This window comes from Nocardia salmonicida (genome assembly GCF_036142455.1).
Classification (GTDB): domain Bacteria; phylum Actinomycetota; class Actinomycetes; order Mycobacteriales; family Mycobacteriaceae; genus Nocardia; species Nocardia salmonicida.
In genome coordinates, this window is the sequence record NZ_CP108014.1 from 1,570,250 (window position 1) to 1,590,430 (window position 20,181).

A 20,181-nucleotide genomic window follows, 5' to 3' on the forward strand; every position below is an offset into this window, starting at 1 on the left:
CGAGGACTAGGTGGCGGCCGGGTGGCGTCCCTCGGCGAACTCTTCGACGATCTTGGCGCAGAACGCGGGCAGATCGTCGGGGTTGCGACTCGAGACCAAGCCCCGGTCGACGACGACCTCCTCGTCGACAACGGTGCCACCGGCATTGCGGATATCGGTGCGCACGCTGGGATAGGAGGTGAGCGTGCGGCCGCGCACGGCGTCGGCCTCGACCAGCGTCCACGGTCCGTGACAGATCACGCCGACCGGTTTGCCGGTGCCGACGAATTCCTTGACGAAGCGGACCGCCGCGGGATCTTGGCGGAGTTTGTCGGGGTTGGTGGTGCCGCCCGGGAGCAGTAGCGCGTCGAAGTCGGCCGGGCTCACGTCGGCGACCAGCTCGTCGACGGTGAAGGTGTCACCCTTGTCGACGTCGTGGTTCATCGCCTGGATGGTGCCGGAGGCGAGGGATACCAGCGTCGTGACGGCGCCCGCGTCTTCCACCGCCGCGCGGGGTCGGACGAGTTCGACCTGCTCCACCCCGTCGGTGGCGAGGATCGCGACGCGCTGTCCTGTCAGCGTCCGGTCAGTCATCTTCGGCTCCTTCCTGGCTCTGGCGCCCAGCAGGCGATGTCAGTGTGGCGGTACCGCGGAATCCGGGCACTAAACAGGATCGGGCGGGTGGGCAGGGCGTCGTTCACACCTGTCAGCGTCAGGCCGGTGGATCGGTGGGGCGGAGGTAGACGGGGTGGCCGCCGGTGAGGCTGTTGTACAGCACGCTGAGGTCGAGTGAGTCCGTGCTCGGCTTCGGCTTCGGATGTGCGCTGCGGTCGACCTGGCGGTGGAGGGCTTCCATCTTCTCGTCGAGCTGGGTGGCGACCTCGGCGGCCTGGGCGAGGTCGGTGCGCAAGTTCGGGGGGACCTCGCCGCGGTACTTGTAGTAGATCTTGTGCTCGAGGCTGGCCCAGAAGTCCATCGCGATCGTGCGGATCTGGATCTCGACCGGAATCCGCTCGGTGCGGTCGGAGCGGAACACCGGGATCGAGACGATCAGGTGCATGCTCTGGTAGCCGTTCGGCTTGCGGTGGGTGATGTAGTCGCGCTCCTCGATCACCGTGATGTCTTCCTGACCGGCCAGCATGTCCCTGATCGTGCCGATATCGGAGATGAAGCTGCACACCACCCTGACCCCGGCGATATCGAGCACGTTGTCCCTGATCGCGGCCAGATTCATCGCGTAATTCTTGCGACGGACCTTCTCGAGAACACTCTCGGGCGACTTGAGTCGCGATCCCACATGCTCGATGGGGTTGTACTCGTGGGTGTTGTTGAAGTCCTCACGTAAGATGTTGATCTTGGTCGTCACCTCGTCGATCGCGAACTTGTAGCCGAGCATGAAGTCGACGAATTGCTCCCGCAGGGCCCGCAGGTCATCGATACCGACGCCTTCGCTGTTGCCGAGGGTGCTGTCATCGGTGCCGGGATCGCGCTGCCAAGGTTTCATCGACTCCATTGTGCCGTTCGCGTGGTGAATGCCTCGTCCGGCGGCTGCTGGGAGATATTGGCATCGGTCACAGTTACCGGGGGTTGTGTTCGTTCGGTCACCAGAATCCGTAGATATTTCGTTCGCCCACGCGCGGGCAGACCGATGATGACTTCTGGTGCAGTGCCTCACGACGGGCACCGTCACGGCACGGGGGCCGAGGCGAGCAGGCACTACCCGGCAATGTGGCCGGGCCGAGGAAGGCGCGCAGCAATGCCGAGTGATGTCGTCGACGTTTCCGTGGAGTTCTCCGTCTCGCGCCGGTCGCTGTGGGATGTATTACTCGAGCCGCAGAGCTACCCGCGGTTGTGGGCCGGGATCGGGGGTTGTGATCGGGTGTCGAACCCCGACGGGAGCACCGTCTGGGAGGTCAGGATCGGGGACAGGGCAGTCGGCGTGCGGCGCACCGGCCTGGTGCTGACCATCGGGCGCTGGTACGAGAGTTTCGAATTGCACAATCCCGAATCCGGCAGTTTCGCCATGATCCGGCTCACCGGGGACGAGCAGCGCACGAGGGTGAGCGTCACCGTCTTCGCCGCGCCGCGGCTGCACCCCACGCTGGCCGGTGTCACGAACTCGGTGATCACCGGGTGGGTCAAGGACGGTCTGCGTCGCGCGGCCGATGTCGTGGGTGGAGCCCGCACCTCGGTGGTGGCCAATGGCAACCGGGCGCCGATCCGGCGAAAATCCGAACTCGTGCGCTGGTGGGTGAACTCGGGTCAGGTGTCGCCGCCGCTGACCTCGGCCAGACAGTTGCGGTCGCTGTACCGATGGGGATTCAATCTGGCGGGCGGATACGCCGCAGGCGCCGCGCACAGCCCGGACCAGATCGCGCTGATCGACGACACCAGCACCGCCAGCTTCGCCGAAACCGACAAGCGGACCACCGCGTTGGCGGGCGCGATGTACGAGGTGGGTCTGCGTGCGGGTGACGCGGTGGGCCTGCTGGCCGGAAACCATTGCGGCATGGTCGAATCCATGGTCGCGGCGGGCAAGCTCGGTGTCGACGTCGCACTGCTGAACTCAGGACTCTCGGGGCGGCGGATCGAGGAGATCGTGCAGCGGCACCGGCTTTCGGCGTTGTTCGTCGACACCGATCTGGCTCACCTCGTGCAATACCTGCACACCGATCTGCCGCGCTTCTTCACCGACGACGCCCCCGCAGACCCGACGCGGATCACGATCGAAGACCTCATCGCGACCCGCGACTCGAAGTTTCCCGTCCCGACGGTGCCAGGACGGCAGATCGTGCTCACCTCGGGCACCAGCGGCACCCCGAAGGGAGCGCGGCGCCCGCACCCGAAGGGCTTCGACACCCTGGTCGCGCTGCTGTCGCTGATCCCGATCCACGCGGGCAGCACCATGATGATCCCGGCGCCGCTGTTCCACACCTGGGGGTTGTCGGCGCTGCAATTGAGCACCGCGGTGCGGGCCACGGTGGTGCTGACGCAGGGCTTCGACGCCGAAGACTGCCTGCGCCGGATCACCGAACACGGAGTGAACACGCTCATCGCGGTGCCCACCATGGTGCAGCGACTGGTCGACCTGCCCGCCGAGGTGCGCGAGCGGTACGACCTGAGCAGCCTGCAGCATGTGATCAGCTGCGGCGCACCACTGACTGCGGTCACCGTCGACCGGTTCCTCGACGACTACGGCGATGTCCTCTACAACCTCTACGGTTCCACGGAGGTCTCCTGGGCCAGCGTGGCCGGGCCCGACGACCTGCGCGCCGCGCCCACTACGGCAGGACGCCCGCCACTGGGTACCAAGATCGCGATCCTCGATGCCGAGCACAAAGCAGTGCCGATCGGCGTGGTCGGACGGATCTTCGTCGGCAACCACATGCTCTTCGACGGCTACGTCAGCGACGCACCGCCCGAGGAATCCGACGGCATGATGGATACCGGCGATCTCGGTTACCTCGACGCCGAAGGCAGATTGTTCGTGGCGGGGCGCGACGACGAGATGATCATCTCCGGCGGCGAGAACGTCTTCCCTCGACCGGTCGAGGAAGCGTTGGCGTATCTGCCGCAGGTCACCGATGTCGCGGTGGTCGGCGTGCCGGACCGCGAATTCGGCCAGCGACTGGCCGCGTTCCTGGTCAAGAACGAGGGCTCGGGGCTCGACTCGGACATGGTGCGCACCTACGTCCGAAACCGCCTCAGCCGCTTCTCTGTCCCGCGCGATGTCACCTTCCTCAACGCGCTGCCGCGCGGCGAGACCGGCAAGGTGCTCAAGCGGTTGCTGGTCGACCCGGAAGGGCTGGTCGGCTGAGCCGGGGCGCGGCGACCAGCCCTTGCACCGGGGGCGCTACGGGCGCGGGTTGTCCTGGAACAGTTGCCACATCCGGTTCATCATCTCGGTGCGCCGCGCGCCCGTCGGCCAGGTATGGCTGCCGCCGTTGTAGACCCGCCACAGCACCTCTGTGCCGGACTCGCAGTCCCAGTGCCTGGAATCCTTGACGTCGGTGCCGCCGCCGGGCTGCTCGTTCTGGCACGGACGGTTTTCCCAGCTCCAGTACATGACGTGGCCGTAGGCGATGGGCTCGAGGACGATGGGATCGCTCGCCGAGGCGAACACCCCCCACGAGACCGCGCGGGCGGGATTGCAGCCGGTCGGCGGGGGCGCGGGTGCGTACACGGCGCCCGAGGCGAACACCTCCGGTGCGGTACAGGCCGCGCGCGAGGCCATCTGGCCACCGTTGGAGTGGCCGGTGAGATGGACCCGATCGCGGTTCACCCCGTACTGCGTGGCGACCGCGTTGACGACGTTCTTGATATGCGTGACGTCGGCCGCATCGGCGTTCCAGCCCCAACCAGGGGAGCCGTCCGTCTTGCACTCCTTCTTGGTACCCCGGGGGTAGACGACGATGAACTTGTGCTGATCGGCGAGGGCGTTCCACCCCCACGCCGCCTCGACGCTTTCGGGCGAGTCGTAACCACCGTGGATGGCGACCACGAGCGGTGCCCCCGCCGGCACGCCTGACGGGACGTGAACGCGGTAGTGCCGACCTTCGAACCCGATGTTGCCGGGGTAGTTCGGCGGTGTCGGGCATTCGTCGGCCGGGCTTTCGAGAACTGCCCGGTCGGCATGGCCGGGCGCGGCCGCCGGTACCGCGAGTAGTAGGGCTGCGCAGGACGCGCCGAACAGCGCGAACAAGCGCTTCATCAGTGAGGACGCCACGGAAACTCCTTGTGTGCGAACGGTATTGCACGTCGCACACTACGCGTACAGTGGTGTTCTTCGATGCCGATTGCCCCCGTGGGGGATGAGACGGGAAAAACTACGCTCGGGCTCAGAGGTCGAGAACCAGGCGCTTTCCCGCGCAGCGGGAGACGCAGGCCAGCGTCACTCCGGCGGCGTGTTCCTCGGGGGTCAGCGCGCCGTCGCGGTGGTCGGGTGTGCCGTCGGTGACGCGGACGACGCAGGTGCGACAGAAGCCCTGGCGGCACGAGTAGGGCTGGTCGGGGCGCACCGCCAGTAGTGCGTCGAGCATGGTCTGGTCCGCGCCGACGGCGATGACCTCACCCGTGCTCGTCAACTCCACCTCGAACGCGGTGCCGTCGACAACCGGTGCGGGAGAAAACCTTTCGGAGTGGAACTCGATGCCGGGCATCGTGCGCACAGCGGCGACCAAGACGGCTGTCATCGGAGTGGGTCCACAGCAGTAGATCGCCGTGTCGTGGTCGACGCCGTCGAGAAGATCTGTAGCACTGGGTGTTCCGTGCTCGTCATCGGTGCGCACCACCACGTGTCCGCGAAGTTCGGCGAGCTCGTCGAGGAAGGGCAGGGTGTCGCGGCTTCGCCCGCAATAGACCAGGGTCCAGGCGATGCCGAGCCGGTCGGCGGCCCGCGCCATCGCCAGGATCGGGGTGATGCCGATGCCGCCCGCGACGAAATGCAGGCGTTTCGCCGACGAGCCACGACCAGGAGGTGCGAACGGGAACGCGTTGCGCGGCCCGCGGATCACCACCGCGGTGCCGACCGGCAGCTCGTCGTGGATCTCGATCGACCCGCCGCCGCCGTGCGGGATGCGGCGCACCGCGATGCGGTACTCCGCGGTTTCGGCCGGGTCGCCACACAACGAGTACTGCCGCAGCCGCCCGGACGGGAGCTGGATGTCGATGTGCGCGCCCGGCGCCCACCGGGGCAGCTGAGCGCCATCGGGTGCGCCCAGCCCCAGAGTGATGACGGCCTGGTCCTCGGCCACCAGCGCCCGGTCGGTGACGACCACCGGGAAGCGGGCGTCGTCGGCCCTGGTGAGCAGGGGGCGGCGGTTGATCAATGTCGACCAGCGCACGCGCAGGTTGGCGACCGTGTCGAGCACTCTGGTCGTCGGGTCGTGCTCGTGTTTGCCGTACAGATCCGGCGGGATCACCGTGGGTGCGGGGTAGACGGTCACCGGTCCGCCGCCCTGGCTGCCGGTGACTTGGCCAGATAGGCGATCGCCTGTTCGGTGGAACCGACATTCGCCGGGTCGTAGCGCGGGTTGAACGTGGACCCGGCACTGATCAGCAGGGCCGGAATGCCGGGCAGCGCGCCGCGCCACATCGCTCCCAGAATCTTCCAGATCAGCCGCGGGTAGCCGATATTCGGCAGCTCCGGATCCTGATTGACCAGGTACTTCGTGCCGCGCACGAGCAAGCTGAGCAGGATCGGGATGACGAGCAGCATGATCCCCGCCCGCCGGATGTACCCGGCCCCGAAGTAGATCGCGACATCGTGGGCGACGCTGCGATGCTCGACTTCCTCGGCGCCGTGCCAGCGGAACAGGTCGAGCACGCGTGGCTCGGCGCCGTGGGATTCCAAGTCGGCGTTGAGGATCCAGTCACCGAGCCAGGCGAAGAAGTGCTCGAGACTGGCGATGAATGTCAACCGTTCGACCAGGCGGGTCTGGGCCGCTTGCGGGCTGCCCTCGCGCGCGCCGAGCGAGTTGCGGAAGACGTACTCCATCTGGCGGGTGTAGGGCGCGGTGTCGATGTGGTGGGCGGCGAAAACCTGATCGAGCACCTTGGCGTGGGTTTCGGCGTGCATCGACTCCTGGCCGATGAACCCGAGCATCGCCTCGCGTACCTTCGCGTCCCGCACGTAGGGGAGTGCGTCGCGGTAGGTGGCGCAGAACATCCGCTCGCCCTCGGGCAGCAGCAGGTTCAGCGAGTTCACCACGTGCGAGGCGATCGGTTCGGACGGCATCCAGTGCAATGGTGCCGAGGTCCAGTCGAACTTCACATTGCGTGCCTGTAAGGCGACATCAGGTGTGCGCGGGGTCTTGGCCGCACGACGGTTCGAAAGTTTCATCGGGTCTCCTGTGCGAGGGGAGCGGAGTCGGCATGTCCTGCGCGCAGGAACCGCCCGGTTCCCCAGTCCGTGCCGATACCGGGTGCTACTTCGCCCGCGCCGAAAACGCGGCGGCCGTTGACGACGGTCGCGACGACGGCGCGGTCGTTGCGGTTGACCATCCGGTCCAGGCCGAATTCGGGCAGCGGCGCTTCGTGGAGCTGGTGTACCTGCTCGTCGAGTCCGGCCGGGTCGATGACGACCAGGTCGGCTCGACCGCCTTCGCGCAGGTGACCGGCGTCGATCTGATACCAGTCGGCGAGCTCGCCGGTGAGGCGGTGGACGGCACGTTCGGTGCTCAGGAAGGGCTTGCCGGATTCCTGGGCGCGCAGCACTCTTTCGAGCAGACGCAGCGGGAAGTTGTAGAACGACATGTTGCGCAGGTGCGCGCCCGCGTCGCCGAATCCCATCTGCACGCCCGGGCTCGCGGCGAGCTTGTTCAGGTAGTCGGGGCGATCGTTGGCGATCGTCGTGCGCCACCGCAGCGCCGGGCCGTATTCGACAACCATGTCGAGGTAGGCGTCGACCGGGTGCAGGCCACGGTCCTTGCCGACCTGGCCGATCGACTTGCCGACCACCGACTCGTCGGGGCAGGCGATGATCTCGGCGTCGAAGAAATTGCGATGCCAGATGCGGGGGGTGAACTTGTTGTCGTACTGCTTGCGGAACCAGCGACGGTACGGCTCGCTCTGGAGCAGCTCGTTGCGTTCGACCTGGTCTTTGAGGTGCAGGGCCGCGGCGCCGGCGCCGAACTCCTCGAACACCACCAGGTCGATACCGTCGGCGTAGACGGTGAACGGCACGGGCAGATGCTGCCACCGAAAGTTGGTGCGGGCGAAGCGATTCAGCAGCGGCGCGGCGTAGAGCATGAACCACACCAGCGGCGGATAGGCCTTGGAGTCGGCCGCCGACAGCAGCGAGGTGCGCAGCCGGGGTCGGCCGATGCCGGCGCTGGCGAGGAAGAACTTGGCGATGTTGGGGCTCAGACTGACCGTCGGGGCGCTCTGCAGCACCCGGTCCCGCTTGCGCAACACCTTGTTGAGCGCGCGCACCTCTTTGCCGCGGGTGTAAGTCGACGGCAGCGACCGCGACCGGTATTCGTCGCCGTCGATCTTGTCGAGCTTGTTCGTCATCGACGACAGCCCGAGGAACCCGGCGTCGACCGCCGCGTCGAGCAGGGTGGTCATCTGCTCGATCTCGGCGGCGGTGGGTTTGGTATCGCGGGTGACCGCGCGGCCGAGCCCGAGCACATGCGTGCGCAGATCGGAGTGTCCGAGGAACGCGGCGACGTTGGGGCCCAACGGCAGCGCGTCGAGCGCCTTGGCGTACTCGCCCGGATCCGACCAGGTGCGGTGCTTGTCGAGGGCACCGTGGACCGCGTCGCGGGGCACGGCCTCGACGCGACTGAACAGATCCGCGCAGTCGGCGTTGGAGGCAAGGACCGTCGACAGCGAGCAATTGCCGACGACGACGGTGGTGACGCCGTGGCGCAGCGACTCCGATAATTCGGGCTTGATCAGCATTTCGGCGTCGTAGTGGGTGTGGACGTCGACGAAGCCGGGCAGCACCCATTTGCCCGCGGCGTCGATCACCTCGGTATCGGCGCCGATCGGCAGCGGGTCCACCGAGACGGCCTCGACGATGCCGTTGCGGATGCCGATAGTGCGCTGTGCGGACGCGGCTCCGGTGCCGTCGAACCAGCGACCGTCGGTAATGACGATGTCGAAATCGAGCATTGGCTTTTCTCTCATTCGTCGTTACTTGGGCTGAGCCTGGATGAACGCGTCGGCGTATCCGGCGATCGCGGCGGGGTCGGAGTAGGGCAGCCAGTGCCCGCGCGACAGGTCATGGCGCACGACCTGATCGGCCCATTTCGCGGTGTCGTCGTAGCCCGCGGGGCGCACGGCGATGTCACGGGTGTTCACGAGCAACTGCACCGGAACGGTGGTGCGTCGTTCCCGTGGTCCGAACATGCGGGCGATGATGTTGGCCTTGTAGAAGCGCAGCCCCGAGATCATGTCCTGTTTCAGGGTCGGCGCCAGTGAGATCTGCTCGGCGGGGGTGCCCTCGATCACGCGGAGGAACAACTTCCAGCTCTTCTCGGTGCCCACGAGCCGGAAGAACAGGCCCGGCAGGATCGGCAGCATGAAGAAGGTCGTGTAGGCCGAGGACAGGCACTGGCTGAGCGTGCCCCAGATGCCGCGCGGGGTACCCGACAGCACGCCACGACGCATCCAGGTGGCCAGGTGGTCGAGGTTCGGGCCCGAGATCGAGGTGAACGACGCCACGTACTGGTCCGCGCCCGGCTCGCACACCGCTTCCCAGACCTGGACCGAGCCCCAGTCGTGGGCCACGACGTGCACGGGTTCGGTGGGGCTGACGGCCTCCACCACGGCGAAGAAGTCGGTCGCGAGTCGGTTCAGCTCGTAGGCCGATACCTCGGTCGGCGCGCTGGATCGGCCGTACCCGCGAGTGTCGTAGGAGATCACGCGATATTTGCCCGACAGCAGCGGCACGACGCCGTCCCACAGATGATGGGTATCGGGCCACCCGTGGACCAGGACCACCGGAATGCCGTCTTCGGGACCGAATTCGTAGACAGCGAGCGATATGTCGCCGTTGCGCACCAGATGCGATCTGGATGACGCTGCCCCGGGACTGTCGGTGCCGGTTTCGCGCGTCATACGAGACTCCTTCCGCACGGGGCTTCGTTGCTCCGCGCACAATCGATAGTACCGACGGTACCGATATGCGGTACGCGGGGTATCGGGAATATCTTGAGGATCTCGCGGCCCGCTGTCAACAAGACCGCCGAGACTGCCCGTGACAGGGCGGCGGAGCCGTTGCCGCACGCCGCTATCCTGGCCGTACGCGAAGGGCGGATCAGGGAGAACAGTGACTACATCGTCGAGGCCGGTGCGCCGGTCGCCAGTACGGTTGCTCACCCGCGAACAAGTCATCGCGGGTGCGGTGCGGTGCATCGACCGCGACGGACCCCAGGTGAGCATGGAAACGTTGGCCAGGGAGATGGGCGTGGCCAAACCGCGTCTGTACCGGATGTTCGCCGACAAATCCGAACTCGACGGCGCGGTGTCGGATTGGCTCGTCGCGCAGGTCTACGCCGCCGTCGCGCCGGATCTTTCGCTGATCATGCAGCCGCCACGGGCCACGATCCATCGGTTCCTCACCGCCTACGCCGGGGTCATCGCCGAGCATCCCGATGTGTTCCGTTTTCTGGTGCTCACCCAGAGCGTGTCGAGCGCCGACCCGTCCGCTCGGCCGTTGGACATCGGTCGTCGCCTCTCGCACGATCTCGCCGAGCGCAGCCGCAGTGTGCTGTCCTCGGTCGCGCTCGATACCGACGGTATCGATCATCTGCTGCGCGGCATCGTCGGTTTCGTCATGGCCGTCACCGATCTCTGGCTCGACACCGATCCTGTCCCGCTGCCGGAACCGACGGCATTGTTCGTCGATCGGACGACCAATGCCGTCGTCCAGTTGTTCGACGGCTTTCTCCGGGAGAAGGGCGTGGTCATCAAGCCCGATATGTCGGTGGCGGCGACGCTGGCCACCATCACCGAAACCGCGCCGCCGCCCGACTGACTCCGGTTGCCGGGTCAGGCCTTCATCTCGTACGTTCCGGCCAGCGCGCGCGCTGTGCCGAGTACACGCTCGAAACGAGCCTGGTCGAAGACCGGCCGTCGCACCAGGTCGAGGGCCCGGCGCTGCTGAGTGGGGGTGGCGGTCGGCTTGTTGTGCAGGTTGAGCGCGTTGGCGGAGAAGGCGCGCACGAAGCCGTCGAAGATCTGATCGATCACCGCCGGATCGGTGCCGTCGATGACCGCTTGCTCCAGCACCAACTGCGCGTAGGGCACGGCGGTGAACAGCTCACCGAACGCGAACAGGAAGTCCACGTCCTGCTGCTGCGACGACGTCGGTGAGGCCACCGCCAGCAGAGCCTGCAGCGCCAGTACCTGCTCGAGGAACACCGCCACGTTCGGAATGTCGCCGAAGCTCTCGAAGACCGGGCGCCAGTCGGCGAAGCGGATGCGACCCAGGCCGCTGCTGGGGCCCTGCCGGAACAGGAACTCGTCGTCGGCGGTGTCGTGGCGCGACGGCACCGGAGCGTAGGCGGCACTGGCGAATTCGGCTCGCAGCGGCTTCACGACCGCGCCGAGACGCGGGGTGATCTTGCGACTGGACCAGGTCAGCGCACCGGCGACCGCGCGGGTGGCCCCCTTGGATGCCACCGCGGCGCCCGGCAGCGACTGCATCGCGGCCAGGCCGGCATCGGCGGGGTGGAACATGTAGTTGGCCATGAACTTCAGTGACAGCGCCATGTTGACGTGGACGGTGCCCTCGAGTCGCGGGAGGCCGAACATGGCCGTCATCGCGACCGGGAAGTACATGTCGTTCTCGAACCCGCGCGCGGCGATCACGTCGGCGAGGTCTTCGATGACGCGCTGGCCCTGCCGGGTCACCGACATCTTCTCGATGGCGTTGAACAGCAGGTAGCGACGATCGTCCGGCGATGCCGAACGCATGTAGTCCACCGCGCGTGCGCTGTAGAGCTTCATCGCGGCGATGCGCGCGTAGGAATCGGTGATCAGCGCGCGAACCTGCGGGAACTCGGTGACCCTGTGCCCGAACAGAATCCGGTTCTCGGCGTGGTCGATCGCCTCGTAGAAGGAGTGCTCACACGCGCCGACCGCGCCGAAGCCGAGGTTGAACTTGCCGACGTTGACCGTGTTCATCGCCGCGTGGAACGCGTCCTCGCCGCGGTGGAGGATGTCCTCCTCGGCGACGGGGTAGTTCTCGAGATCGAACGCCGCGACATAGATCTGGCTGTTGACGACATTCTTGCGCAGCTTGTACGCGTCGTGCTGGGAGTCGGCGACAAAGAAGAGATACCCCTCGTAATCCTCCTGGGTCGGCTTGCCCCGCAACGCCGCGGCGCTGTCGATGATCGGCTTGTCCGACCGACGGCCGAAGACCGAGACCATCGAGGCCAGGTTGCCGTTGCCGATGTAGTACTTGCCGCCGGTCGCGGTGTAGCCACCGTCGGGCTGCGGGTCGACGATCATGTCGGTGGAGTACACGTCGGCGCCGTGTTCCTTCTCCGACAGCCCGAACGCGAAGATCTCGCCGGATTCGAGCTGGGCCGCCGCCTTCTTCTTGGCCGCGCTGTTGCTGCTCTGCCAGATCGGGCCGAGGCCGAGGATGGTGACCTGCCAGACGTACCAGTAGGTCATGCCGTAGAAGCCGAAGATCTGGCTCAGCATGGCGTTGCGCGCGGTGTCCCAGCGCTTGTTCGGGTCACCGCCCGCCTCGGCCGCCGGGGTGAGGAAGGTGGCGAACAGGCGCTCCTTCTTCGCGAAATCGAGGAACTCCGCAGGCCAGACACGGGACCGATCGTCATCGAGCAGTTGAGTCTTGCCGCGAGTCTCGAACCAGTCGACCATCGCGCGCAACAGCCTGCGCGTGTCCGGATCGAACTGCGCGAAGTCGGCGGTGTTCGGGTTGAAGAAATCCTGGGGCATCGTCGCTCCTCCTGCGGGGCGTCCTGCACGGTCGGACGCTTCATTCGCCACTGTAGCATTTTCGTACATCGGTGTAGGAACGCCGGGTGGGTTGCTATTGTGGCCGCATGGCGAGCGAGACGGCAGTGCAGCGGCGAGGGCGGGCCGCGCACCTCGGCCCCGAGCGGCGCAGACCACAGGTACTCGACGCAGCGCTGGCCATCGCCGCCGACGACGGCGTCGCCGCGGTCACGATGGGCGCGGTCGCCGACTATATGAAGGTCACTCGCCCGGTGATCTACGCGTGTTTCCCTGACCGGGTCGAGCTGATCGACGCGTTGATCCGGCGCGAGGAGAGCTATCTGATCTCCGGGGTCCTCGACGTGCTGCCGCCGCGCGCGACCGATGCCGACGAGACGGTGTTCGTCGAGGGTTTCCGTACTCTGCTCAACAAGGCGGCCGAGCGGCCCGACGCCTGGCGGCTGATCTACGGCAACCCCGACCCCGCGGTCGCCGGTTCCTTCGGACGAGGTCGACGCCTGGCGGTCGAGCGCTGCACGGCGTTGCTGCGTCCGACCTTGCAGGCCTGGGGAATCGACGACGCCGAGCGCAAGCTGCCCGCGCTGGTGGAGTTGTGGGTCTCGGCCGCCGAAAGTGCGGTCCGAACCCTGTTCGCCAACCAGGACGAGTGGAATCCCGATGACCTCGGTGCCTTCGTCGGCTCGGCCGTCTACCGAGCCATGCGCAGCGCGTGATGTCCGCGCCGTAGGTGATCCGTCCCGATGAACGGGGGCGCGGCTGCTCGACCCCGGTTCGTCGGTCGTTCGGTCAGTGGGTGGGCGACGGTGTCCGGGCGGACAGCCGTGCGCTGTTGAGGAATTCCGCGATCGTCGCCCAGGTGGTGTCGCGGGCGGTCGGCCCGGCGATGATGCCGAGATGGCTTCCCGGCACCTCGGTGAAGCGAACCTCCGCCGCGCCGGAGAGGACCCCGGTGCCCGCCGCGACGGACGCCGACGAGGCCAGCGCGTCCTTGGTGCCGCCGATCAGCTGCGTCGGCGCGGTGAGTCCGGTCAGATCGATCGCGCGCTGCGGGCCCAGATGCACGGTGCCCTTGAACATTTCGTTGCGGATGATCAACTGCCGGTAGGCCTGGCGATAGAACCGGCCCGGATAGCCGGGCATGGTGTCCATGAACCGATCCACCGATTGCATACGGGCCAGCGCTTCGGTGTCGGCGATATTGCGGGCGATGTACCAGGGCTTGGTGAGCTCGCGGTCGATCGACTGGATCCGGAAACCGGCGCGCACCCCGTACTTCGGGACGCCACCGGCCACGCGCACGGGCAGGGTGACCTCGCGTCCGCCGGTGAGCTGTCCGAGCCTGCGGGCCAACGAGATCTGACCGTTGCGGCGCTGATCGAACGGGGTTCCCACCGCCGTGACCGACCCGATCGGCAGGTCGGCGTGCCCGGCGGCGGTGAGCACGCTGATGGTGCCGCCGAACGACCAGCCGATCAGCTCGACGGGGGAGTGCTCGTTGTCCGCGCTGACCGCCTCGATCGCCGTCGGCACGATGTCGTCGACCCACTCCTCGAAGCCGAGATCGCGGTCCGCGTAGGTGATCTCGCCGTAGTCGAGTACATAGACCTCGCGCCCCAGCTCGAGCAGGAATCGCACCAGGCTTTGGCTGGGCCGCATGTCGTAGCAGGAAATCGTCACCGCCAGCGGTGGCACGAGCAGTACGGGATCGCCGGTGGCGGGGGTGGAGCGGCGGTAGCGCAGCAGCCTGCGGTGCGGCTGGTCGTAGACGATGTCCGACGGCGTCGGCGCGTACGGCTCGACACCGTCACTGAAGAGCGCGACCACGTTGCGTAGTGCAACCGACAGGGTGCCCATGTAATTCTCCGGAACGTCGAGGCGGCGGGAGAAAACTAGCTGTAACTCCCTGTAGCACCTTATCTGCTCCCGTGGAGTCGTCCGAATCCGCAGGTGAACCGCCGCTCCGTATTACCTTGAACAACGTCGACGCCCCGTTCGAGTACGAACGGGGCGTAGTGCTGTGCTTGCACGGCAGCGGTGACCGCTGCCGTCCACGGCGTGCGTCAGGGTTTGCGGGCGACCGCGCCGTAGGCCGAGATCGGGAGGACCTGGCCTACCTCGGTGGTCTCCGGGCGCCACTGGGTGATCGAGACGACGCCCGGTTCGACTACTTCCAGACCGTCGAAGACGCCGCGGACCTGGGCCTGCGTGCGCGGGATGTACGGTGTGCCGCCGGTGCCGGTGTAGTTCTCGCACAGGGTGACGTAGGCCTGGCTGTCGTCGGTGCCGTCCCAATAGATCAGGTGGCTGCCCGACGGCACCGCGCCGATGACGGTGTGGACGATGCGCAGCAGGTCGTCGTAGGTTTGAGCGTGTCCGAGCACGCCCATGAACATCACGGCGATCGGCTCGTTGAAGTTCAGGACGTTGCGCGCGTCGGCGAGGATCTGTTCGGGATTGTGGAAGTCGGCGTCGATGTAGGTGGTGACGCCTTCGTCGGTGGTGCTGGTGAGCAGTGCGCGCGCGTGGGTGAGCACCAGTGGGTCGTTGTCCACGTAGACCACCTTGGCCTCCGGGGTGACGCCCTGGGCGACCTCGTGGGTGTTCTGCATCGTGGGCAGGCCCGTGCCGATGTCGAGGAACTGCTTGATCCCGCGTTCCTTCGCCAGAAAGCGGACGGTCCTGATCAGGAACTGTCGGGACTGCACGGCCATGGTCGAGATGTCGGGGTCGACCGCCAGTCCCGCGTCGCCGGCGATCTTGTCGATCTCGTAGTGGTCCTTCCCGCCCATCCAGTAGTTCCAGATCCGCGCGGAGTGGGGGATGTCGGTCCTGATCACGGGTGTCTGCACGTCGGCCATAACCTTGCTCCTCTGCAACTTTGACGGTGGCGCGCCCCACCCAGGGGAGAACCACCAGCGACATAGCATCTGATCTGTTTGCGACAGTACAAGATTCATGCCGTAACGGTCGGTCCAATCCGCCGAACCCCTCGGCTGCGTTCATCGGCGGAAATCGGGTAAAGCCGTCACATGACGACACTGCGCAGAAATGCTGTGGCCACCGTGCTCACCGCGGCCGCGATCACCCTGCTCGGCACCGGGTGTGACCAGGTGGAGAAGGCGATCAACAAGGGCGGCGATACCCCCTGTAGCGAGTACACCGCCCAGAGCTCGGACGACAGGCGGACAACGGTGACCAAGTTCCTCGAACAGGAGCGTGGTGAGGACGCGAAGCCGGATGCGAGCCAGATCGACCTGTCCGTCGCCGCCATCGATCTCATGTGCGGGGCGCAGGCCAACCCGGACACCCCCATCCGGGAAGCCGATCTGACCGGGGTGCTCGTGCCCAAGTGACCCCGCCGCAGGTCGCTGGGTATCCCCTCCAATGGCGACGATAACTCCGATCTCACCGCGTGCCTGGCATTTCACATGTTCACTGCGACGGACACGTTCGGCCGGTAGCATCGCTAACGGACCGTAAGGTCTAGTCCAGCAAGATGTTTCGTTGCGATCGCGGAGAACCGGGGTCCGCGGGGCACCGGGTGATCGAGAGGTTTCGCAGTGGAAACGGTGACGAATCGGGTCGTAATGGATCCGACTGGGCAAGACATTCAGGGCGAGCTCGTCGAGATCAGGGCCCACGGTCCCGCCGCCAGGGTCGAGTTGCCCGGCGGGGTGCAGGCATGGTCGATCACCGATGCCGCGCTGCTGGAGAAGCTGCTCGTCGATCCGCGGGTGTCCAAGGACGCCAGCCGGCACTGGCCCGCCTTCGTCGCCGGTGAGATCCCCCCGGATTGGCCGCTGTACCTGTGGGTTTCGGCGCCGAACATGTTCACCGCCTACGGCACCGAGCACCGAAGGCTGCGCAAGCTGGTGGCGCCGGCCTTCACCGCGCGGCGCACCGAGGCCATGCGCGCACAGGTCGAGCGCATCACCAACGAACTGCTCGACGAGTTGGCGCGGACCCCGGCCGGTCAGACAGTGGACCTGCGCGAGCAGTTCGCCTACCCGCTGCCGATCCAGGTGATCTCGGAACTGATGGGCGTGCCCGAGTCGCTGAACCCGGGCCTGCGCACGTGCGTCGACGGCATCTTCGACACCACGCTCACCCCGGAGCAGTCACAGGCCAACTACATGGAGATGTACCGGATCCTCGGTGAACTGGTGGCGCTGCGGCGCGAGCAGCCCGGCGACGACATCACCAGCCTGCTGATCGTCCAGCGAGACGAGGACGAGGGCCAGCTCACCGAGGAAGAGCTCGTCGGCACGCTGCTGCTGGTGATCTCGGCGGGTCACGAGACCACCGTGAACCTGCTCGACCAGGCCATCACTGCGCTGCTCACCCGGCCCGATGTGCTCGAGGGCCTGCGCGCGGGCACGATCACCTGGCCCGATCTGGTCGAGGAGACGCTGCGATTCGAGTCGCCGGTCGCGCACCTGCCGTTGCGCTTCGCGGTGGAGGATATCGACATCGACGGTGTGCAGATCGCCAAGGGTGACCCGATTCTGGCGAGCTACGCCGGTGCCGCGCGCGATCCGAAGCTGCACGGCGACACCGCCGACGAGTTCGACCCCACGCGAGAAAAGCAGTCGCACATGGCATTCGGCTACGGGGCGCATCACTGCCTCGGTGCGCCGCTGGCCCGCTTGGAGGCGCTGGTGTCGCTGCCCGCCCTGTTCGAACGGTTCACCGACCTCCGACTGGCCGCTCCCGTGGCCGACCTCGGCACGGTGCCCAGCTTCATCTCCAACGGTCACCGCCACCTGCCCGCCTACGTCCACGGCGGATAGCGTCTCAACGTGCTCGGCCGACCCGTTCGGTCGGCCGAGCACGGCGATCAGAGGCCGGGTACCACCAGGGGTGCGGTGCTCGGAAACACCACCGGCAGGCCGGCCAACGCCCGGTGGAAAGGCCCTGGCCGCCAGACCAATTCCTCCGCCGGGACCGCCAGCTCGAGTTCCGGCAACGCGTCGAGGAGCTGGTCGATGGCCTCCTGGGCGATCAGGTAGGCCGGGGACTTCGCCGGGCAGCCGTGCGGGCCGGTGCTCCACGCCAGGTGCGCGCGGTTGTCGAGGAAATCGCCGGTCCCGATCGCGGGATCGTTGTTGCACGCGGCCATGCTGATGACGACCGGCTGATGCGCGGGCAGCCACACATCGTCGACCAGGATCGGCTGACGCGGATACGTGGTGCAGAAATTTGCCATCGGCGGGTCGGTGTAGAGCACCTCGTCGAGGGCGTCGCGCGTGGACAGGCTGCCGCCGAGCAGGCTGCCCGCGAAACGCTGATCGGTGAGCATCAGCCGCACCGTATTGAGAACGAGATTGAGCATCGGCTCGATCCCCGCGCCGTAGAGCGTGAGCACCTGGTTCATCAACTCTTCGTCGGTGAGCCGCTGCGGATGCTGCACCAACCGGGTCGTCACATCGTCGCCGGGTTCGCTCTGCTTGAGCCGCACCAGGTCGTAGAGCGCGTCTTCCATCATCTGCGTGCCCGCGGCCGCGGTGTCGCCACCCTCGAACATCTGCCCCATCCCGGTCGCCACCCGCCCGCCGATGTCGGCCGGGACGCCGAGCATCGCGTTGATGGTGGCGAAGATGACGGGAAAGGCATACTGGCTCAACAGATCCGCGCTGCCGTCGGCGCAGAAGGAGTTGATCACCGGCATCGCGATCTGCTCGACGGTGCGATGCAGCTGGTACAGGTCGACTCCCGCCAGACCCGCGACGGTGACCTGCCGGTGGCGCGTGTGCTCCGCGCCCGCGGTGCGAATCGCGTTGGGGCGGTAGCGCATCATCGGAAGCACCGGGCAGTCGGCGGGGATGTCGCGCTGCCACATCTTCGGGTCGGCGGGAAAATGGTCGGGATCGTTGAGAATCTGCACCGCGGTGCGGTAGCCGATCACCAGGGTGGCCGGGACCCCAGGCACCAGCTCGACCGGCACCAGCGAACCGAAGCGCTGCCGCATATCACGGTAGGTGCTCTGCGGGTCGGCCGCGAATTCCGGCGAGTACAGCGGCACCCGATCCTGGCCGCTGCGCGAGTCCGGCGAAACATCCAGTGTCACAGCGAGTACTCCTGAGTCGAGGATCGGTGCCTCGGCGACGCGCCGAGTTCGTGGCCGACCCTGGCGGCCAGCTCGTTCATGCGATGGGCGATGAGCGCGAGATCCACATCGCCGGTCGTGGCGACCCCGAGCAGGGTGCCCGCGCCCGCAGCCGTGATCAGGACCATGCCCTCGTCGTACTCGGTCATGTTCTGGCGCACTGTGTTCGCGAGTCCACCGCAGAACTCGCCGAGCACCTTGCCCAGCGAACGCAGCCCGCACGCGGCGGCCGCGAAACGCTCCGCGTCATCGGTGGAGATGTCGCCGGAGTGCGCCACGCGTAGGCCGTCCTCGGATAACAACACCGCGAAGCGGACGCCGTCCAGAGCCAGGTCGTCCAGCAGCCACGCGAGGCGGTTGGTGCTGTTCACGATCGGAGTACCCATCAGCTGTCGTGCCCTTTCGTCGAGCGAGCGGCCGCGGCGCGACCGTGTCTGGAGCCGCTGTGCCAGGCCGCCGCGAGCTCAGGGCGGGCCAGTACCTCGCCGGTGTCGACGCGCTCGTCGGCCGGGGCGACGGTGCGGCGCGTGCGTTTGGGCAGCCCACCGGTGGTGCGGTCGAGCTCGGCCACGTCCAGCTCGGGCGCCGACGCGCTGATCTCGGAAACGGGTGGCGGCGGTGCTACCGGTTCGGGCGCCTCGGCATGCTTGGGGCGGTGCGCCTCGGTGGCCGTGACGAGCAGGGCGGCGGGAACGAACACCATCGCTCTGGTGCCGCCGTAGATATTGGGCCCGTCGACATAGGCGGCGAAGCCGTAGCGGCGCGCGAGCGCGGCGACACCGGGGAACCCCACCCGAGGGGACGGGCCGAGCGCGTTGATGTCGACGAGGCGCTCGCCCGAGAGCACCTGGCGGGCCTCCTCCATCTGTTCGCGGCTCATCCGCACACCCGCGTCGTCGATGATCACGGTGACGCCGTGGTGGCCCTGCTGGTAGGAGATGTCGACGAACGACGACGGCGGCGAGTAGCGCAGCGCGTTGTCGAGCAGGGTCGCGACCGTGTGCACCAGCGGTTCGACCGCCCGGCTCATGACCACGAGATCGCAGTTGCCCGTGCGCACGCGCAGATAGTCGCGCACGCGGCCGGTGGCGCCGCCCACCACGTCGCCGACGGTCTGCTGCGGCCAGCGCCTGCCGGGCAGCCCGCCGGAGACGATGACGTAGGCCTGCGCCTGGCGGATCATCTGCTGGACCGTGTGATCGATGCGGGTCAGCGTCGCGTAGACCTCGTCGTTGCGGTTCTCCCGCAGCGCGTTGCTCACGACCTGGCCGACGTCGGCGCCGAGACTCACCACGGTGGTGCCGAAGGCGCGGACCGCGTTACTGGTGGCGGATCGCGCGTCGGCGGAGACCTGGGCGCGCGTTTGTTCCTGTGCCGCCTCCACCTGCGCCGCGGTGCGCTCGTCGGCCGCCCGCTCGGCCAGTACTGTCTCGTGTTCTCGCGCACGCAGTTCCTCGGCGTGGGCGAGCGACATCTGTTTCATCGCCGCGTCTTTGGCGTGGAGATCGCGCTCGGCCACCACCAGGCGGCCGCGGATCTGACGTTCGTTGCGCAGGGCCTGTAGCGCGACAGCGACCGCGCCGAGCAGGACCAGTGTTGCTAGGGAGAACAAGAAGACCGCGAGCGTCGGAGTCATCGGTTCCTTTGTCGTTTGT

Annotated in this window: 18 protein-coding genes; 5 read left to right on the top strand and 13 right to left on the bottom strand. The window is 67.2% G+C overall.

What is annotated here, in order from left to right; all coding sequences use genetic code 11:
- Positions 1-6: 6 nt before the first annotated feature.
- On the bottom strand, positions 7-573 hold the full coding sequence (locus OHS03_RS07495) for a type 1 glutamine amidotransferase domain-containing protein (RefSeq protein WP_056820661.1): 567 nt from the start codon (positions 571-573) through the stop codon (positions 7-9).
- Positions 574-691: 118 nt separating this feature from the next.
- A complete protein-coding gene (locus tag OHS03_RS07500; RefSeq protein ID WP_328661844.1) occupies positions 692-1,483 on the bottom strand; it encodes a GTP pyrophosphokinase in 792 nt (263 codons plus the stop codon).
- A gap of 252 nt (positions 1,484-1,735) precedes the next feature.
- Between OHS03_RS07500 and OHS03_RS07505 the strand changes: the two genes are divergently transcribed.
- A complete protein-coding gene (locus tag OHS03_RS07505) occupies positions 1,736-3,796 on the top strand; it encodes an AMP-binding protein (RefSeq protein WP_328661845.1) in 2,061 nt (686 codons plus the stop codon).
- A gap of 36 nt (positions 3,797-3,832) precedes the next feature.
- Here OHS03_RS07505 and OHS03_RS07510 read toward each other — a convergent pair whose 3' ends face one another.
- The 5 genes from OHS03_RS07510 to OHS03_RS07530 all read right to left on the bottom strand — a co-directional run bounded on the left by OHS03_RS07510 (position 3,833) and on the right by OHS03_RS07530 (position 9,543).
- The gene (locus tag OHS03_RS07510) at positions 3,833-4,705 is read right to left on the bottom strand and encodes a CE1 family esterase (protein ID WP_328661848.1); all 873 of its coding nucleotides are present in this window, start codon (positions 4,703-4,705) and stop codon (positions 3,833-3,835) included.
- A gap of 112 nt (positions 4,706-4,817) precedes the next feature.
- The gene (locus OHS03_RS07515) at positions 4,818-5,924 is read right to left on the bottom strand and encodes a PDR/VanB family oxidoreductase (RefSeq protein ID WP_328661850.1); all 1,107 of its coding nucleotides are present in this window, start codon (positions 5,922-5,924) and stop codon (positions 4,818-4,820) included.
- Complete coding sequence (locus OHS03_RS07520; RefSeq protein ID WP_328661851.1) at positions 5,921-6,820, bottom strand: metal-dependent hydrolase; 900 nt, start codon at positions 6,818-6,820, stop codon at positions 5,921-5,923. The genes OHS03_RS07515 and OHS03_RS07520 overlap by 4 nt, the downstream gene beginning before the upstream one ends.
- Complete coding sequence (locus tag OHS03_RS07525) at positions 6,817-8,595, bottom strand: N-acyl-D-amino-acid deacylase family protein (RefSeq protein WP_328664123.1); 1,779 nt, start codon at positions 8,593-8,595, stop codon at positions 6,817-6,819. The genes OHS03_RS07520 and OHS03_RS07525 overlap by 4 nt, the downstream gene beginning before the upstream one ends.
- Positions 8,596-8,616: 21 nt before the next feature.
- The gene (locus OHS03_RS07530) at positions 8,617-9,543 is read right to left on the bottom strand and encodes an alpha/beta fold hydrolase (RefSeq protein WP_328661854.1); all 927 of its coding nucleotides are present in this window, start codon (positions 9,541-9,543) and stop codon (positions 8,617-8,619) included.
- Positions 9,544-9,754: 211 nt separating this feature from the next.
- On the opposite strand from OHS03_RS07530, the gene OHS03_RS07535 reads away from it, so the two are divergent.
- Positions 9,755-10,462: a TetR/AcrR family transcriptional regulator gene (locus tag OHS03_RS07535; RefSeq protein WP_328661855.1), complete on the top strand. Its 708-nt coding sequence runs from the start codon at positions 9,755-9,757 to the stop codon at positions 10,460-10,462.
- 14 nt (positions 10,463-10,476) lie between these two features.
- Here OHS03_RS07535 and OHS03_RS07540 read toward each other — a convergent pair whose 3' ends face one another.
- Positions 10,477-12,399, bottom strand: a complete 1,923-nt coding sequence (locus OHS03_RS07540; protein ID WP_328661857.1) for an acyl-CoA dehydrogenase family protein — start codon at positions 12,397-12,399, stop codon at positions 10,477-10,479.
- A gap of 107 nt (positions 12,400-12,506) precedes the next feature.
- Between OHS03_RS07540 and OHS03_RS07545 the strand changes: the two genes are divergently transcribed.
- The gene (locus tag OHS03_RS07545; RefSeq protein WP_062981879.1) at positions 12,507-13,133 is read left to right on the top strand and encodes a TetR/AcrR family transcriptional regulator; all 627 of its coding nucleotides are present in this window, start codon (positions 12,507-12,509) and stop codon (positions 13,131-13,133) included.
- 73 nt (positions 13,134-13,206) lie between these two features.
- Here OHS03_RS07545 and OHS03_RS07550 read toward each other — a convergent pair whose 3' ends face one another.
- Positions 13,207-14,274, bottom strand: a complete 1,068-nt coding sequence (locus OHS03_RS07550) for a polyhydroxyalkanoate synthase family protein (RefSeq protein ID WP_328661858.1) — start codon at positions 14,272-14,274, stop codon at positions 13,207-13,209.
- Positions 14,275-14,480: 206 nt separating this feature from the next.
- Entirely contained in the window at positions 14,481-15,278 is a 798-nt protein-coding gene (locus OHS03_RS07555) for an SAM-dependent methyltransferase (protein ID WP_328661860.1), read from the bottom strand.
- Between the two features lie 171 nt (positions 15,279-15,449).
- Between OHS03_RS07555 and OHS03_RS07560 the strand changes: the two genes are divergently transcribed.
- Both OHS03_RS07560 and OHS03_RS07565 read left to right on the top strand, forming a co-directional pair.
- A complete protein-coding gene (locus OHS03_RS07560) occupies positions 15,450-15,773 on the top strand; it encodes a hypothetical protein (RefSeq protein ID WP_062981873.1) in 324 nt (107 codons plus the stop codon).
- A gap of 234 nt (positions 15,774-16,007) precedes the next feature.
- The gene (locus OHS03_RS07565) at positions 16,008-17,210 is read left to right on the top strand and encodes a cytochrome P450 family protein (protein WP_328661862.1); all 1,203 of its coding nucleotides are present in this window, start codon (positions 16,008-16,010) and stop codon (positions 17,208-17,210) included.
- Positions 17,211-17,257: 47 nt separating this feature from the next.
- Here the strand turns inward: OHS03_RS07565 and OHS03_RS07570 are convergent, their stop codons facing one another.
- The 3 genes from OHS03_RS07570 to OHS03_RS07580 are packed head-to-tail and all read right to left on the bottom strand — an operon-like array spanning position 17,258 to position 20,162.
- On the bottom strand, positions 17,258-18,481 hold the full coding sequence (locus OHS03_RS07570) for a cytochrome P450 (RefSeq protein WP_131816562.1): 1,224 nt from the start codon (positions 18,479-18,481) through the stop codon (positions 17,258-17,260).
- Between the two features lie 2 nt (positions 18,482-18,483).
- The gene (locus tag OHS03_RS07575; protein ID WP_328661863.1) at positions 18,484-18,912 is read right to left on the bottom strand and encodes a roadblock/LC7 domain-containing protein; all 429 of its coding nucleotides are present in this window, start codon (positions 18,910-18,912) and stop codon (positions 18,484-18,486) included.
- Positions 18,912-20,162: an ATP-binding protein gene (locus tag OHS03_RS07580; protein ID WP_328661865.1), complete on the bottom strand. Its 1,251-nt coding sequence runs from the start codon at positions 20,160-20,162 to the stop codon at positions 18,912-18,914. The genes OHS03_RS07575 and OHS03_RS07580 overlap by 1 nt, the downstream gene beginning before the upstream one ends.
- Positions 20,163-20,181: the final 19 nt, after the last annotated feature.

What these genes read in the sequence shown, in the direction of transcription:
- OHS03_RS07495 (WP_056820661.1), bottom strand. Translation starts at nt 573, where the DNA reads ATGACTGACCGGACGCTGACAGGACAGCGCGTCGCGATCCTCGCCACC.
- OHS03_RS07500 (WP_328661844.1), bottom strand. Translation starts at nt 1,483, where the DNA reads ATGAAACCTTGGCAGCGCGATCCCGGCACCGATGACAGCACCCTCGGC.
- OHS03_RS07505 (WP_328661845.1), top strand. Translation starts at nt 1,736, where the DNA reads ATGCCGAGTGATGTCGTCGACGTTTCCGTGGAGTTCTCCGTCTCGCGC.
- OHS03_RS07520 (WP_328661851.1), bottom strand. Translation starts at nt 6,820, where the DNA reads ATGAAACTTTCGAACCGTCGTGCGGCCAAGACCCCGCGCACACCTGAT.
- OHS03_RS07525 (WP_328664123.1), bottom strand. Translation starts at nt 8,595, where the DNA reads ATGCTCGATTTCGACATCGTCATTACCGACGGTCGCTGGTTCGACGGC.
- OHS03_RS07530 (WP_328661854.1), bottom strand. Translation starts at nt 9,543, where the DNA reads ATGACGCGCGAAACCGGCACCGACAGTCCCGGGGCAGCGTCATCCAGA.
- OHS03_RS07540 (WP_328661857.1), bottom strand. Translation starts at nt 12,399, where the DNA reads ATGCCCCAGGATTTCTTCAACCCGAACACCGCCGACTTCGCGCAGTTC.
- OHS03_RS07545 (WP_062981879.1), top strand. Translation starts at nt 12,507, where the DNA reads ATGGCGAGCGAGACGGCAGTGCAGCGGCGAGGGCGGGCCGCGCACCTC.
- OHS03_RS07550 (WP_328661858.1), bottom strand. Translation starts at nt 14,274, where the DNA reads ATGGGCACCCTGTCGGTTGCACTACGCAACGTGGTCGCGCTCTTCAGT.
- OHS03_RS07555 (WP_328661860.1), bottom strand. Translation starts at nt 15,278, where the DNA reads ATGGCCGACGTGCAGACACCCGTGATCAGGACCGACATCCCCCACTCC.
- OHS03_RS07560 (WP_062981873.1), top strand. Translation starts at nt 15,450, where the DNA reads ATGACGACACTGCGCAGAAATGCTGTGGCCACCGTGCTCACCGCGGCC.
- OHS03_RS07565 (WP_328661862.1), top strand. Translation starts at nt 16,008, where the DNA reads ATGGATCCGACTGGGCAAGACATTCAGGGCGAGCTCGTCGAGATCAGG.
- OHS03_RS07575 (WP_328661863.1), bottom strand. Translation starts at nt 18,912, where the DNA reads ATGGGTACTCCGATCGTGAACAGCACCAACCGCCTCGCGTGGCTGCTG.
- OHS03_RS07580 (WP_328661865.1), bottom strand. Translation starts at nt 20,162, where the DNA reads ATGACTCCGACGCTCGCGGTCTTCTTGTTCTCCCTAGCAACACTGGTC.